This is a genomic window from Pseudogulbenkiania sp. FW507-F1 (assembly GCF_058781125.1).
Window position 1 is genome coordinate 206,629 of record NZ_JBYSWM010000002.1, and the last position, 14,382, is coordinate 221,010.

Sequence of the window (14,382 nt, forward strand, 5' to 3'; positions counted from 1 at the left end):
GGCGCCCTCTTCGGCCACTGTCAGCCGCCCAAACAGGGGAAATCCGCCCTCGTTGCGGCGACCTTGGCTCACGGCAACGCTACACCTTGTGCGTCGACAGCAGGATGCTGGTCTCGGTCGACGCGATGCCGGGAATCAGCCTGATGCGCCCGAGCACGCGGTCGAACTGCTCCAGGGTATCGGCGCGCAGTTCGGTCACGATGTCCCAGCGCCCGTTGGTCGAATGCAGGGTCTGCACGTTGGGATCGCCGCGCAGCGCCTGCAGCACCGACGGCGCCTTGCTGCCCTCAACGGCAATGCCCATCCACGCCCTGATACGATGGGTTTCCGCCTCCGGCTTGAGCCGGACGGTGTAACCCACGATCACCCCCGTCTCCTCCAGCTTGTTGATCCGGCTCTGCACCGTCGCCCGCGACACCCTCAGCTTTTCCGCCAGCGTCGTCACCGACATGCGCGCATCGTCCCTCAGCAAGGCCAGCAACTGTCGATCCGTGTCATTCATTAACAAAACGCCAATTCAATATATCAATTTGCAAAATATAGTGAGAATTTGCGAAGTTTGCCAACTTTTTGCCAACAAGACAGCGGCCCACAATAGCGGCAACACCGAGATCGACATTGCTCGGGAGCCGCCAACGATGTCGGCCCGAGACCATAAAAATGGCCCCTTACTCCACCCTCCTGCAAGGACGATTAAGCAGCATGCAAACCACCAGCACTATTCTGATGATCCGCCCGGCGCGATTCTTGTCCAATCCGCAAACGTCGTCCTCGAACGCCTTTCAGAAATCGGACATCGACCACCAGGAAGCGCAGCAAAATGCGCTCGCCGAGTTCGATGCCTACGTGGGTGAGTTGCGCCGCTGCGGCGTCGACGTGCTGGTCATCGACGACACGGTCGATCCGCACACGCCCGATTCGATCTTCCCCAACAACTGGATCAGCCTGCACGCCGACGGCAAGGTGCTGCTCTACCCGATGGAAGCCCTCAACCGCCGCCTGGAGCGCAACAACAAGGTCCTGGAAAAGATCACGCAGGTATTCGCCGTCGAGGATGTCATTGATCTGAGCGGCTTCGAGAGGGTCGGTCAGTACCACGAAGGCACCGGCACCATGATTTTCGACCACGACCAGAAGATGGCCTACGTCTGCTTCTCGTCGCGCAGCAGCGAGATGGTGATGAAGGCGGTGTCGGAAACCATCGGCTACCAGTCGCTCTGGTTTCACTCGGTCGATCGCCACGGCAAGCCCATCTACCACACCAACGTGATGATGTGCGTGGGCAAAACACTCGCCGTCGTGTGCCTGGAATCGATCCGCGATCGGAACGAACGAGCCGCCCTGGCACAGGCGCTCACCGCCAGCGGCAAAGAGATCATCGATATTTCCTACGATCAGCTCGAGCACTTCGCCGGCAACATGCTCGAACTCTCCTCCCGCGACGGCGAAGCGGTGTTCGCCCTGTCGCGCCAGGCCTGGTCCTCGCTGACGCCAGAGCAACAAACCGCCATTTCGTCCTACGCCAGGGTCGCCCAGGCCCCGATCGATACCATCGAGCGGCTGGGCGGCGGCGGTGCGCGCTGCATGATCGCGGAGATTTTCCTGCCGCGCCGCGCCTGCTGATTTTTCTCATCAGGGCTAGCACAGGACGCAGGACCATCCCGAGGCGGTATTCCAGGCGCCAGGAGCGAGCGCCGGCCGCCGTTTCCGAAGGGAAATCTCGAAGCAGGACGTACCGGGTCCAGCGGAGGTGTCGGCGGGAGCATAACGTGAAGCGCCCTCTTCACTCCGCCCCCAAGGCCGAACGGGACGCCCACCGAAAGCGCGCGGGCATCACGTCACGCTCACCCCGCGCGCGGCGCCAGGCGCTTCGGCATAGCCCGCCTCTGCTTCCACTCGCGTGCGCTCCACTGGTACACGCCCGAGCCGCCCAGCAAGGCCAGCCCCAGGCCGGTTACCAGCATCAGCAAGCGGTGCGGCAGGCCACCGACCGAGCCGACGTGGAAGGCGAACACCCAGGTGGTCAGGCGGATGCCTGGCTCGGCTTGGTCGACCGGACGCACCGTCAACACCTCGCCGCGGTACGGGTCGACCTCGACCATGCTGCGCCCGTTGGGCTGAATCTCACCCGGCAGGCGCTTCCTCAGCACCACCGGCTTGGCGGCCTTGGCGTCGACGCGCACGTCCACCAGCCGGCCGCCGGGCAGCGCCGCGTTGCCCTTGGCCACCAACTGGTCGAGCGGCAGGTGCGCTTCGCCCGGCACCACCTTGGCGCTCCTGGCCGGCTTGGCGTCGTAGAGCGCGTTGATCCAGCCGTTGAGGGGCTTGGAGAACACCAGCAGCACGCCGGTCAGCGCACTGATCAGCAGCAAGAGCGACAAGGCCGCACCGGCGACGCGGTGCAGATCGCCCACCAGAATGCGCACACCCTTATCGGTGCGCACGCGCCACGCCCGCTTCCAGTCCTTGGGCCACCAGTAGATCAGGCCGCTGATCACCATCAGCAGCAGGCCGATGCCGATGATGCCGACCAGCGTTTCGCCGGCGTCGTCCATCAACAGCGTTTCGTGCAGTTCCCGCAGCCAGCTGAACAGCCCCTCGCCGGGAGCACGATCGCTCACCACCTCGGCCGTCACCGGGTCGAGCCACAGCAAGCGCTCCTCGCCGGCTCCACGGATGCGTGCCTGCACCGGCTCGCCCGGCGCCTCGCCGAAACGCAGGTTGACGCTGCCGCCCGGATGGCGCGATTCCGCAGCTTGGTACAGCGCCTGGTAGCCGACGAACGGCCCGTTCACCGCCACCGGCCGCTCACCGCTGAGCGTCGACAGCTCTTTCTTGAACACCAGCAGGCCACCGCTGAGGCCCAGTATCAGCGCGCCCAGCGCACAGGCGAGCCCCAAGTAGCGGTGCAGCAGGATGATTACGCGTTTCATGGTGTGTCCTTGTCGGCCCCGGCGCCAGGCCGGGCCTATTGGCTTGATGCAAAACGACAATTATAATGAGAATCTTTATCATTAACTAGCCGAACCACACCATTCTCGGCCAAGTCCTGCCGACCGTTTCCGCCCCGAGCCCCCGCAACAATGAAGAAAACCGATACCTCGCTACTGGCACTGAGCCTCGCCCTCGCCGCCCCCACCTACGCCAGCCAGAACGACACCACCGAACTTGCCGTGGTCGAAGTCAGCGCCGACACCCCCGCCGGCAACGACTATCAACCTCGCATCAGCAGCAGCGCCACGCGCAGCCCGGCGCCGCTGATCGAGACCCCGCAGGCACTTAACGTGGTGCCTCACCAGGTGCTGCAAGACCAGCAGGTCACCTCGCTCGACGAAGCGCTCGCCAACGTCAGCGGCGTGACCCAGACCAACACCCTGGCCAACACCTGGGACAGCTTCATCCGGCGCGGTTTCGGCAGCCGTGCCGACGGCTCCATCTTACGCGACGGCGTACGCTCCACCCTGCCGCGCAACTTCAGCGCCACCACCGAGCAGGTCGAGGTCCTCAAAGGCCCGGCCTCGCTGCTGTACGGCATCCAGGAACCGGGCGGCGTGATCAACGTCGTCACCAAGAAACCGCAGTACCAGCAGGCCGGCAGCGTGACGCTGACCAGCAGCAGCTTCGGCGGAGGCAGCGGCAACGTCGACCTGACCGGACCGATCGGCGACAGCGGCCTGGCCTACCGCCTGATCGGCGAACTGGAGGAAGCCGACTACTGGCGCAACTTCGGCACCACCCGGCGCAAGCTGATCGCCCCGTCGCTGGCATGGCGCGACGGCGGCACCCGCGCCCGCGTGGCTTACGAATACCTGGATTATTCCGTCCCCTACGACCGCGGCACGGTGTTCAGCAACGGTCAGCCCATCACCATCCCGCGCGAACGCCGCCTCGACGAAGCGTGGAACCTGGCGCAAGGCACCGCGCAGAGCATGACCGCCGAAGTCGAGCACGACCTCGACGACAGCTGGCGCGCACGTTTCAATGCCGGCTGGAACAACCACCGCTACAGCGACAACCAGGCGCGCCCGGTGTCCTACAACGCCAGCACCGGCATCCTGCGGCGCAGCGCCGACGGCAACCGCGCCTTCGATGACACCAATCTGCTGGCTTCGGCCAACCTGCTGGGCGACGTGAACTGGCTCAACCTGCGCCACGAACTGCTGTTCGGCGTGGACCTCGAGCAGAACCGGCAGAGCAAGGGCGACGCGCTGCGCGGCAGCACTGTCGGCGGCTTCAACGTGTTCGACCCGGACTATGGCCAGCTCGCCTACCCGAGCACGGTCAGCGCCAGCAAGAGCGACGTGCGCAGCAAGGTCGAGACCGAGGCGGTGCTGGTGAAGGATTCGCTGCACCTGAACGAGCAGTGGATCGCCGTCGGCGGCCTGCGCTACCAGCACTACCGCCAGAGCGATGGCGCCGGCCGGCCGTTCACCATCACTGGCGAAGCGAGCGGCAACGTGGCCCTGCCGCAGGCCGGCATGGTGTACCGGGCGACACCGGCCGTGTCGCTGTACGCCAACTACAGCGAGTCGTTCAAACCGAACAGCTCGGTGAACGAAGGCGGACCCTTCGAGCCGGAACGCGGCGTGGTGCACGAAGGCGGGGTCAAGCTCGAAACCGAGCGCGTCTCGGCCACCGCCGCGCTCTACCGCATCGTCAAACGCAACGTGCTGGTGACCGAGAACGACGTCTCGCGCGCAGTCGGCAAGGTACGCTCGCAAGGTGTCGAGCTCGACGTCAGCGGCAAGCTCACGCGCCAGTTGAGCGCCATCGGCAGCTACGCCTACACCGACGCCGAGGTGCTGGACGACCAGGCCGCCTACGTCAGCAAGCAGTTGTTCAACGTCGCCCGCCACACCGCCTCGGCCTTCCTCGCCTACGACTTCATGCCGGCCGGCAACGGCGACCGTTGGCGCGTCGGCGGCGGCGCACGCTACGTCGGCAAGCGCCAGGGCGATGCGCTCAACAGCTTCGCACTCGACGCCTACACCGTGGCCGATGCCTTCGTCGCCTGGCAAACCCGTCTGAGTGGCAACAGGCTCGACGTGCAGCTCAACGTCAAAAACCTGTTCGACAAGACCTATTACACCTCGACCAGCGGCAGCAACCTGCAGGTCAACGTCGGCGAACCGCGCGAGCTGGTGTTGCAGACCCGTCTGTCGTTCTGAGCGGCGGGAGGGCGGGCCATGTGCCCACCGTCACGGCGCAGGCATTGAAGCTGCCGCCTGGAGGACGGATAATAAACGGTTTTGATGTGGACTCCGACAGCATGCCCGTGATCACACTCGTCGAGCGGATCGACGCCCTCCTGCCCCAGACCCAGTGTGGCCAGTGCGGCCACGCCGGTTGCCGGCCCTATGCCGAGGCACTGGCGGAAGGACGCGACCCGATCAACCGTTGCCCGCCGGGCGGCGCGGACGGCATCCGGGCGCTGGCAGAACTGCTCGGACAGCCCGTCATCCCGTTCGCCGCCGACGGCCCGCAGCCCAAGCCGCGCGCGCTCGCCGTGATTCAGGAAGACAGCTGCATCGGCTGTACCCTGTGCATCCAGGCCTGTCCGGTGGACGCCATCGTCGGCTCGGCCAAGCTGATGCACACCGTGATCGCGGACGAATGCACCGGCTGCGAACTGTGCGTGGCCCCCTGTCCGGTGGACTGCATCGATCTGGTGCCGGTGGACGACCCGGACGACGGCAAGCGCGAACACGTCATGGCGCGCGCCCAGCAGGCGCGCAAGCGCTACGAGCAGCACCAGGCACGCAAGGCGCGCGACCAGGCCGAAAAAGCGCAACGGCTGGCAGAGCGCGCCGCGGTGAACGCGCCGGCCCCGGCCCCGGCCCCGGCAGCGGCGTCCGGTACGACCAGCGCGGCGCCGCAGACTTCCGCCGTCGACAAGAACGAGCTGATCCGCAAGGCGATGGAACGCGCCGCCGCCCTGCGCGCCGCCAAGGAAGATGCCGACAAGGAAGATGCCGACAAGGACAAGCAGTGAACGCCGCCAAACGCCGTGAGATCTTTCGCCGCCTCAAGGAGCTCAACCCCGCGCCGCGCACCGAACTCGAATACCGCACGCCGTTCGAGCTGCTGATCGCCGTGGTACTGTCGGCGCAAGCCACCGACGTCGGCGTCAACAAGGCCACACGCCTGCTGTTCCCGGTCGCCAACACCCCGGCGGCCCTGCTCTCGCTGGGCGAAGAAGGGCTCTCCGAGTACATCAAGACCATCGGCCTCTACCGCACCAAGGCCAAGAACGTCATCGCCACCTGCCGCCTGCTGCTGGAAAAGCACGGTGGCGAAGTGCCGCAAACCCGCGAAGAGCTGGAGGCGCTGCCCGGCGTCGGACGCAAGACCGCCAACGTGGTGCTCAACACCGCCTTCGGCCACGCCACCATGGCGGTGGACACCCATATCTTCCGCGTCGCCAACCGCACCCGCCTGGCCCCCGGCAAGGACGTGCGCGCGGTGGAAGACAAGCTGATGAAGGTCATTCCGGCCGAATACCTGGTCGATGCCCACCACTGGCTGATCCTGCACGGCCGCTATACCTGCAAGGCCCGCCGGCCTGAATGCGAACGCTGTCCTATCGTCGATCTCTGTGAATACCCTGCAAAAACGGTATGATGAAAGCGGGAGCGCGGACTCCGTGGCCATGAACAGGTGGCCGAGGCTTGAAAAATGACAAGTCGACCCGAGTTCCGCTCTGTCACTACCAGAAAGGATGTTCCGTGACTCCGTATTTCCGCACCATTGTCAGCGCCGCCCTGGCAGTGACGCTGCTTGCTGGCTGCGACAAGATCGAACGCCTGTTCAAAGGCGATAACCCCAACGTAGCGATTCCCGCCCAGTCCGACGGGCGGGTGGCCATGCTGCTGCCCGACTTCACCCAGCTGGTCGAGCGCGACGGGCCGGCCGTGGTAAACATTCAGGCCAACAAGCTCGAAGCGGCCGCGGCCCAGAACGAGCTGCCCTTCCCGATCCCCGAAGACGACCCGCTCTACGACTTCTTCCGTCGCTTCATGCCGAACCAGCCGCCGCAGCAGGATCAGACCCCGAGCGAGAGCGTGTCGTTCGGCTCTGGCTTCATCATCAGCGATGACGGCTACATCCTGACCAACGCCCACGTCGTGGCGGGCGGCTCGCAGATCAAGGTCGTGATGACCGACAAACGCGAACTGAAAGCCAAGCTGGTCGGGCTCGACAAGCGCACCGACGTCGCCGTGCTCAAGGTCGAGGCGGCCGGCCTGCCGGTGGCCAAGATCGGCGATCCGGCCAAGCTCAAGGTTGGGGAGTGGGTCGCCGCCATCGGCGCACCGTTCGGCTTCGACAACACCGTCACCGCCGGCATCGTCTCCGCCAAGGGACGCAGCCTGCCCGACGAAAACTACGTGCCCTTCATCCAGACCGACGTGGCGATCAATCCGGGCAACTCCGGCGGGCCGCTGTTCAACCTGCGTGGCGAGGTCGTCGGCATCAACTCGCAGATCTACAGCCGCTCCGGCGGCTTCATGGGCATCTCCTTCGCCATCCCGATCGACATCGCCATCAACGTGGCCGAGCAGATCAAGACCAAGGGCAAGGTCAGCCGGGGCCAGCTCGGCGTGCACATTCAGGAAGTCAGCCAGGAACTGGCGCAGTCCTTCGGCCTGAAACAGCCCAACGGTGCGCTGGTGGTACGGGTGGAACCCAACGGTCCGGCCGCCAAGGCCGGGTTGCAGGTCGGCGACATCATCCTGCACATGAACGGCAAGCTGGTGGAAAGCTCGAAGGACCTGCCGATCTTGGTCGGCGGCCTGCAGCCGGGCGCCAAGATCAAGCTCGGCGTCTGGCGCAAGGGAGCGGAAAAGGACGTCCCGGTGGTGCTGGGTGAACTCGCCAACGAAGCGGCCAACGCGCCGCAGCCCCAGCAGGAAGAACCGGCTCCGCAAAGCTTCCAGTTCAACAAGCTGGGCCTGACGCTGACCGAACTGACCGCCGCCCAGAAAACCGAACTGGGCCTGCCTGGCGGCCTCTTGATCCAGAAAGCCCAGGGTCCGGCGGCACGCGCCGGCCTGCAGCACGGCGACATCATCATCGGCCTGAACCAGAGCCAGGTGCTCGACGTGAAGGGATTCGAACACGCCCTGGCCAACGCCGGCGGCAGCATTGCCCTTCTGGTGCGGCGACAGGACAACACGCTGTTCGTGCCGCTGCGCCTCGACTGATCGACCAAGCCGCCCTCCGGGGCGGTTTTTTTTGCCCCGTCAGTCCCTGCCAGGCGGTGACACGCCGAATCTGGGGCACGGTGGCAGGCGCCCCATCAACACAACACACCACAAGGAGAAAGCATGACTTTTCTGACGACCGATCTGTGCGACGAACACGAAAACGATGTGCGCGTGCTCGAGCCGATGTTCCAGCGTTTTGGCGCCTGCCCACGTTTCCAGGGCCAGATCGAGACACTCAAGGTGTTCGAGGACAATACCCTGGTGCGCGAGGTGCTAAGCGAGCCGGGCAACAGCCGGGTGCTGGTCGTGGACGGCGGCGGCTCCCGCCGCTGCGCCCTGGTCGGCGACCAGATCGGCGAGCTGGCGGTGAAGAACGGCTGGGCCGGCATCGTGGTGTATGGCTGCATCCGCGATTCGGTGGCACTCAACGCCCTGCCCCTGGGTGTCCGGGCGCTGGATACCCACCCGCGCAAATCGGTGAAGCGCGGCGAAGGCCAGCGCGGCCTCGCCGTCACCTTCGGCGGCGTCAGCCTGAGCCCAGGCGACTGGCTCTACGCCGATGAAGACGGCGTGATCGTGGCCGATCGGGCCCTGCTCTGACCCGGCCCCACGCCCTGCCCCAAACGCTTCGGCCAACCTTTATAGGTTGGCCGAAGCTTTTTGACGCCATCAATTGCCCGCCTTGGCCCGGGTATAATGCGGCAGCCCGGCCCACACCTCCGGTTCGACCCACGGCACATGTTCCTGCCACCAGGTATGGTGTTCCGGCATAACGCGTTCCGGCTGATCCAGCGAAGCCAGGGTAATATCGATGCTGTCCGGATCGGCCTCGTGCCGATAGGTCAGCGTCGTGCCGCAATGGGGACAGAAACCGCGCTCCACCGGGCACGACGAGTGATAGTGCATCAGCGGTTCGCCGTGCCACTCCACCTCGCACTCACGCACCGTGAACCAGGTCACGAACAGTGCTCCGCTTGCCTTGCGGCACGCCGAGCAGTGGCAATGCGTGACAAAACTCGGCTCCCCGTACACGCAGTAGTAAATGGCTCCACACAAGCAACTGCCTCTCAAATGCGCCATGCAGGCCCTCCCGTTTCGGCATCGCGCGTCAGGGCAGGCCGTCCCGAGCGCAGCCGGCAATACTCCACTCTGTCACTATGGCACCCGGACGGCGAATTTCAAATTGCCCCATTTCGCTTTACCCATAAAAAAAGCGGACCGAAGTCCGCTTTGTCTTGTCCCGAAGAATCCTCAGGCCGGCTGGACCGGGGTCGACCCCGCCAGTTCGGTAATGTGATTGCTGCCGTCGACAAACACCAGTTTCGGTGCATGATCCTTCAGCTCGACGTCTTCGTAGGTCGCGAACGAGGCGATGATCAGCAGGTCGCCCGGCGCGGCGCGGCGCGCGGCGGAACCGTTGACCGAAATCACCCCCGAGCCCCGCTCGGCCTTGATGGCGTAGGTAGCGAAACGCTCGCCATTGGTCACGTTCCAGATCTGCACTTCTTCGTACTCGCGGATATCCGCCGCCTCGAGCAGGTTCTCGTCGATGGCACACGAACCGATGTAGTGTAATTCGGCGTGGGTCGTGGTCACGCGGTGGAGTTTCGACTTCAGCATGCTGCGCTGCATAATTCCGTTCCTTGCTAGCAATGACGCCGCGCTCAGCGCAGCACTTCCACATTATCGATCAGGCGGGTCTTGCCCAGACGCGCCGCGGCCAGCACCACCAGGCGCTTCTCGCCGGCGTGGGCGATCTCCAGGGTGTCGGCCTGACGCACTTCGACGTAGTCGACGCGCCAGCCATGTGCTTCCAGATCCTGGCGTGCCGCCGCCTCCAGGCTGGCGTAATCCTGTTCCCCGGCCAGCAGACGGTCACGAATCGCCGCCAGGTGACGGTACAGGCGCGGCGCCTCGGCACGCTCCTCGGCGCTCAGGTAGCCGTTGCGCGACGACAGCGCCAGGCCATCCTCGGCGCGGCCGGTATCGACCGGCACGACCTCGACCGGCTGGTTGAGATCGTCCACCATGGCCTTGATCACGTGCAGCTGCTGGTAATCCTTCTTGCCGAAACAGGCCAGATCGGGCTGCACGATGTTGAACAGCTTGGTCACCACCGTGGCCACGCCGCGGAAGTGGCCGGGACGGAAGGCGCCGCACAGCTCGTTCTGGATATGCGGCGGCTCGACGTTGAAGTCCTGGCGGATGCGCGGATACAACTCCTGCTCGATCGGGAAGAACAGCACGTCGACACCGGCATCGCGCAACTTGGCACTGTCGGCATCGAAAGTACGCGGGTAGGCGTCGAAGTCCTCGCCCTGACCGAACTGCAGGCGGTTGACGAAAATGCTCACCACCACCTTGTCGGCGCGCTGGCGCGCTTCTTTCACCAGAGCCAGGTGGCCCTCGTGCAGATTGCCCATGGTGGGCACGAACGCCACCTTGCCGGCCTGGCGCCGCCAGGCTCGTAGCGCGGCGATATTACGAATGACTTCCATCTTCCTTCCTTAGAACCTGCCCATAGTCTTGCTGCGCGGCCCTGATCGGGGCTCATGCGCACTGCGTGCGAATCTTTCGCTCAGCGATCAAATCCTCATGTCCCCCTGTACATTCCGGTTTCTGTGCTGCTCTTCACCCCGCTGAGGGCCGCTCGCGACAGACCCTGAACAGGCTGGTACGCCTCAGAAGCAATGCTCTTCCGCCGGGAACGAACGTGCCTTGACCGCAGTGACGTAGCCCGCCACCGCCGCCTGGATGCTGTCCGCACCAGCCATGAAATTCTTGACGAAACGGGCTTTGCGCCCTGGGTAGACACCGAGGATATCATGCAGCACCAGGACCTGCCCGGAAACGTCGCCCCCGGCGCCAATGCCGATGGTCGGCACCGCGATGCTGTCGCTCACCCGCTTGGCCAGGGCGGCCGGCACGCACTCCATCAGCACCAGGCTGGCACCGGCGTCGGCCAGGGCAGACGCATCATGCAGGATGCGCTCGGCATCGTTCTCGCTCTTGCCCTGCACCCGGTAGCCGCCGAAGCTGTTGACGAACTGCGGCGTCAGGCCGATATGGGAGCATACCGGGATGCCGCGCTCGACCAGAAAACGGGTGGTTTCCGCCATGAACGCGCCGCCCTCGACCTTGACCATGTGGGCGCCGGCCTGCATCAGCCGCGCCGCGTTGGCAAAGGCCTGCTGCGGGCTTTCCTGATAGCTGCCGAACGGCATGTCGGACAAGACGAGGGCATTTTTTGCGCCGCGCGCCACGCAGCGGGTGTGGTACTCCATCTGCTCCATGGTCACCGGCAGCGTCGAGTCCTCCCCCTGGATCACCATCCCCAGCGAGTCGCCCACCAGCAGGATTTCGACCCCGGCATCGTCCAGCAGCGTGGCGAAGCTCGTGTCGTAGCAGGTGAGCATGGTGATCTTCTGGCCTTCGGCGGCCATTTTGAACAGGGTATTGACGTTGATTTTCACTGTCTTCTTCCTCGTGGCTTGGGAAAACAGCCGCCGACGCCGACTGCTCGTGGCCGCCACGCCCGGCTGTTTCAGACGATCAGACGCTCTTGTTGAAATAGCTGCGCTGACCGCGCATCTCGCTGATGCAGCGCAACAATAGCTCGAAATCGTCGCTGCCATCAACCAGGTTGAGGTGATCGGTATTGACGATCAGCAGCGGGGCGGCGTCGTAGCCGTGGAAAAATTCGCTGTAGGCGGCATGCACGCGCTTGAGGTAGCCCTCCGGGAAGGCCGACTCGGTTTCCTTGGCGCGGCTGGCCACGCGAGACAGCAGCACGTCTTCCGACGCCTGCAGGTAGATTACCAGGTCGGGAACCGGGAACGCCGGCAGCAACCGGTCGGTCAGGCGCTGGTAGAGGGCGTGCTCCGGCTCGTCGAGGTTGACGCGGGCAAACAGCGCGTCTTTCTCGAACAGGAAATCGGACACCAGCGGCGCAGTACGCAGCGGGCCGTCCTGCATCTCGGCGGCCAGATCGGCGCGCTGCAGCAGGAACGACAACTGGGTGGCCAGGCCATGCTGCTGCGGATTGCGGTAGAAACGTCCGAGGAAGGGGTTGGCGGCGGGCTCTTCGGCCAACAACGACACCCCCCAGTAGTCCGCGAGGCGGCGCGCCAGCGCCGACTTGCCGGCCCCGATCGGCCCTTCCACCACCACATAACGCAATTGGCTCATACCCCCCCCTACTGATTAGCCTTCCAGCCGCTCCACGCCCGATGCATCCAGCCCGGCCAGCAGCCGGTCCGCGCGGCCATGCCGGCCCACTGCGAGATCGGGCTGCAACTCGGCCAGCGGTGCCAGCACGAAGGTGCGCTCGTGCATGCGCGGGTGCGGCAAGGTCAGACGCTCGGACTCCAGCTCGACATCCTCCACCATCAGCAGGTCGAGGTCGAGTACGCGCGGAGCGTTGCGGAACGAGCGCACCCGCCCGAAGTGCTCTTCGAGCGCCATCAGGGCGTCCAGCAAGGCCAGCGGGGGAAGGTCGGTATCCAGCTCGGCGACCGCGTTGATGAAGTCGGGCTGATCCAGATAGCCAACCGGGGTGGTCCGATACAGCGAGGAGGTGCGCCGCAGACTCACTCCGGGGATGGTGCCCAGCGCCGCGAAGGCGGCGCGGACCTGTTGCTGCGGCTGCTCCAGGTTGCTGCCCAGCGCGATGTACGCCCGGCTCACGATTCGACGCCCTGCTCGCCGCCCTCACGACGACGCTGGCTGGAACGGCGACGCTTGCGCTTCTTGGCCGGGGCGCCGCTGGACGAGCCCTCTTCGCGCACGTTGGCAATCAGTTCCTGGCGTTCGTCGTGATCGGCGTGCTGGAAATCGTCCCACCACTGCACCAGGCTCATCGGCACCTCGCCCGCCTGGGCGCGCAACGAGAGGAAATCGAAGGCGGCGCGGAAGCGCGGCTGTTCCAGGAAGCGGAACGGGCGCTGGCCGCTACGGCTGTCGAAACGCGGCTGCTGCAGCCAGATTTCGCGCATGGTGGCGCTGAAACGGCGCGGAATGGCAAATTCGTTGTCCTGCAGCGACTCGACCTCGGCGATGGCGTCGAACAACGCTTGCACCGGCCGTTCGCCGTCCTTGAGCCGTGTCGTCCACTGCTGCGACACCTGGCGCCACAGCAGCGTCGCTAGCAGGAAACCGACCGACACCGGCTTGTCCTCGCGGATGCGCGCATCGGTGCTTTGCAGGCCCAGCCTCAGGAACTCATCCTTGCCCTCTTCGTCGAGCACCGCGTCGAGCAGCGGGAACACCCCGCGCGACAGCCCTTCCTCGCGCAGCTTGCACAGACAGGAATAGGCCTGGCCCGACATCAGGAGCTTGAGCATTTCGTCGAACAGGCGCGCCGGCGGCTCCTTCTTCAAGAGGTGGGCGTGGGCACGGATCGGCTTGCGGGTATTCTCGTCGATCTCGAAATTCAGCTTCGCCGCCAGGCGCACGGCGCGCAGCATGCGTACCGGGTCTTCCTGGTAGCGGCGCGCCGGCTGGCCGATCATCACCAGCTTGCGTGCCTGCAGATCCTTCACCCCGTGGTGATAGTCGACGATGGACTCGTCGGACGGATCGTAGAACAGCGCGTTGACGGTGAAGTCGCGGCGGTGGGCGTCTTCTTCCTGGCTGCCGTAGGAGTTGTCGGCCATGATGCGGCCGGTCTCGTTGGTGTCGTCGATGCTGCCGCCACGGAAGGTGGTGACCTCGATCGTCTCCGGCCCGACCATCACGTGCACGATCTTGAAACGACGGCCGATGATGCGCGAGCGGCGGAACAGATGGTGCACTTGCTCCGGCGTGGCGCTGGTGGCCACGTCGAAGTCCTTGGGGTTGACGTCCAGCAAGAGATCGCGCACGGCGCCCCCTACCACGTACGCGGTAAAGCCGGCTTCCTGCAGACGGGAGGTCACTTTCAGCGCGGCATGGCTGAGCCGGTCGCGCCGCACTCCGTGTTGGGAAAGAGGAATAACGCGCGGTTTGACGCGACGCTTGCCTACTACGCCTGCGGGCAGCTCGAGTACTCGTCGAATTAGCTTGCGGATCATCGGGGAAATGGTGAGAGAGTATGGAATTACGCCGAAAAGCGTCGCATTCAAGGCGCCGATTATAGCCTGAAACGACGGGGAAAACACACCGCGCACGATGACGGCGGACCGTACCCGGCAAGGCCGCC

At 65.0% G+C, this 14,382-nt stretch carries 15 protein-coding genes; 6 read left to right on the top strand and 9 right to left on the bottom strand.

The genetic code is table 11. The features are described from left to right. Window positions 1–79 precede the first annotated feature (79 nt). Window positions 80–502, bottom strand: a complete 423-nt coding sequence (locus tag AC3WG5_RS02485) for an Lrp/AsnC family transcriptional regulator (RefSeq protein ID WP_482580674.1) — start codon at window positions 500–502, stop codon at window positions 80–82. Between the two features lie 200 nt (window positions 503–702). Here AC3WG5_RS02485 and ctlX point away from each other — a divergent pair, with 200 nt between their 5' ends. Beyond that, window positions 703–1,623, top strand: a complete 921-nt coding sequence (gene ctlX, locus AC3WG5_RS02490) for a citrulline utilization hydrolase CtlX (protein WP_492567655.1) — start codon at window positions 703–705, stop codon at window positions 1,621–1,623. 221 nt (window positions 1,624–1,844) lie between these two features. Here ctlX and AC3WG5_RS02495 read toward each other — a convergent pair whose 3' ends face one another. Then, a complete protein-coding gene (locus tag AC3WG5_RS02495; RefSeq protein WP_492567656.1) occupies window positions 1,845–2,933 on the bottom strand; it encodes a PepSY-associated TM helix domain-containing protein in 1,089 nt (362 codons plus the stop codon). A gap of 150 nt (window positions 2,934–3,083) precedes the next feature. Between AC3WG5_RS02495 and AC3WG5_RS02500 the strand changes: the two genes are divergently transcribed. The 5 genes from AC3WG5_RS02500 (at window position 3,084) to rraA (ending at window position 8,804) form a co-directional block, all read left to right on the top strand. Beyond that, the gene (locus tag AC3WG5_RS02500; protein ID WP_492567657.1) at window positions 3,084–5,168 is read left to right on the top strand and encodes a TonB-dependent siderophore receptor; all 2,085 of its coding nucleotides are present in this window, start codon (window positions 3,084–3,086) and stop codon (window positions 5,166–5,168) included. A 101-nt stretch (window positions 5,169–5,269) separates the two neighbouring features. Next, complete coding sequence (rsxB, locus tag AC3WG5_RS02505) at window positions 5,270–5,992, top strand: electron transport complex subunit RsxB (protein ID WP_492567658.1); 723 nt, start codon at window positions 5,270–5,272, stop codon at window positions 5,990–5,992. Then, entirely contained in the window at window positions 5,989–6,621 is a 633-nt protein-coding gene (nth, locus tag AC3WG5_RS02510; protein ID WP_008954285.1) for an endonuclease III, read from the top strand. The genes rsxB and nth overlap by 4 nt, the downstream gene beginning before the upstream one ends. A gap of 104 nt (window positions 6,622–6,725) precedes the next feature. Beyond that, the gene (locus AC3WG5_RS02515) at window positions 6,726–8,201 is read left to right on the top strand and encodes a DegQ family serine endoprotease (protein WP_492567659.1); all 1,476 of its coding nucleotides are present in this window, start codon (window positions 6,726–6,728) and stop codon (window positions 8,199–8,201) included. A gap of 123 nt (window positions 8,202–8,324) precedes the next feature. After that, entirely contained in the window at window positions 8,325–8,804 is a 480-nt protein-coding gene (gene rraA / locus AC3WG5_RS02520; RefSeq protein WP_492567660.1) for a ribonuclease E activity regulator RraA, read from the top strand. Between the two features lie 69 nt (window positions 8,805–8,873). On the opposite strand, the gene AC3WG5_RS02525 is transcribed toward rraA, so the two are convergent. From AC3WG5_RS02525 to pcnB, 7 genes are all read right to left on the bottom strand, one after another. Then, entirely contained in the window at window positions 8,874–9,284 is a 411-nt protein-coding gene (locus tag AC3WG5_RS02525; RefSeq protein ID WP_008954282.1) for a GFA family protein, read from the bottom strand. 171 nt (window positions 9,285–9,455) lie between these two features. Then, complete coding sequence (panD, locus tag AC3WG5_RS02530) at window positions 9,456–9,836, bottom strand: aspartate 1-decarboxylase (protein ID WP_492567661.1); 381 nt, start codon at window positions 9,834–9,836, stop codon at window positions 9,456–9,458. 32 nt (window positions 9,837–9,868) lie between these two features. Next, window positions 9,869–10,702, bottom strand: coding sequence for a pantoate--beta-alanine ligase (gene panC / locus AC3WG5_RS02535; RefSeq protein ID WP_492567662.1), 834 nt, complete (start codon window positions 10,700–10,702; stop codon window positions 9,869–9,871). Window positions 10,703–10,885: 183 nt separating this feature from the next. Further along, window positions 10,886–11,677, bottom strand: a complete 792-nt coding sequence (panB, locus tag AC3WG5_RS02540; RefSeq protein WP_492567663.1) for a 3-methyl-2-oxobutanoate hydroxymethyltransferase — start codon at window positions 11,675–11,677, stop codon at window positions 10,886–10,888. Between the two features lie 79 nt (window positions 11,678–11,756). Continuing rightward, a complete protein-coding gene (locus AC3WG5_RS02545) occupies window positions 11,757–12,392 on the bottom strand; it encodes a deoxynucleoside kinase (RefSeq protein WP_008954278.1) in 636 nt (211 codons plus the stop codon). Window positions 12,393–12,407: 15 nt separating this feature from the next. Continuing rightward, window positions 12,408–12,890, bottom strand: a complete 483-nt coding sequence (gene folK / locus AC3WG5_RS02550) for a 2-amino-4-hydroxy-6-hydroxymethyldihydropteridine diphosphokinase (RefSeq protein ID WP_482580667.1) — start codon at window positions 12,888–12,890, stop codon at window positions 12,408–12,410. After that, window positions 12,887–14,254: a polynucleotide adenylyltransferase PcnB gene (gene pcnB / locus AC3WG5_RS02555; RefSeq protein WP_492567664.1), complete on the bottom strand. Its 1,368-nt coding sequence runs from the start codon at window positions 14,252–14,254 to the stop codon at window positions 12,887–12,889. The genes folK and pcnB overlap by 4 nt, the downstream gene beginning before the upstream one ends. Window positions 14,255–14,382 lie beyond the last annotated feature (128 nt).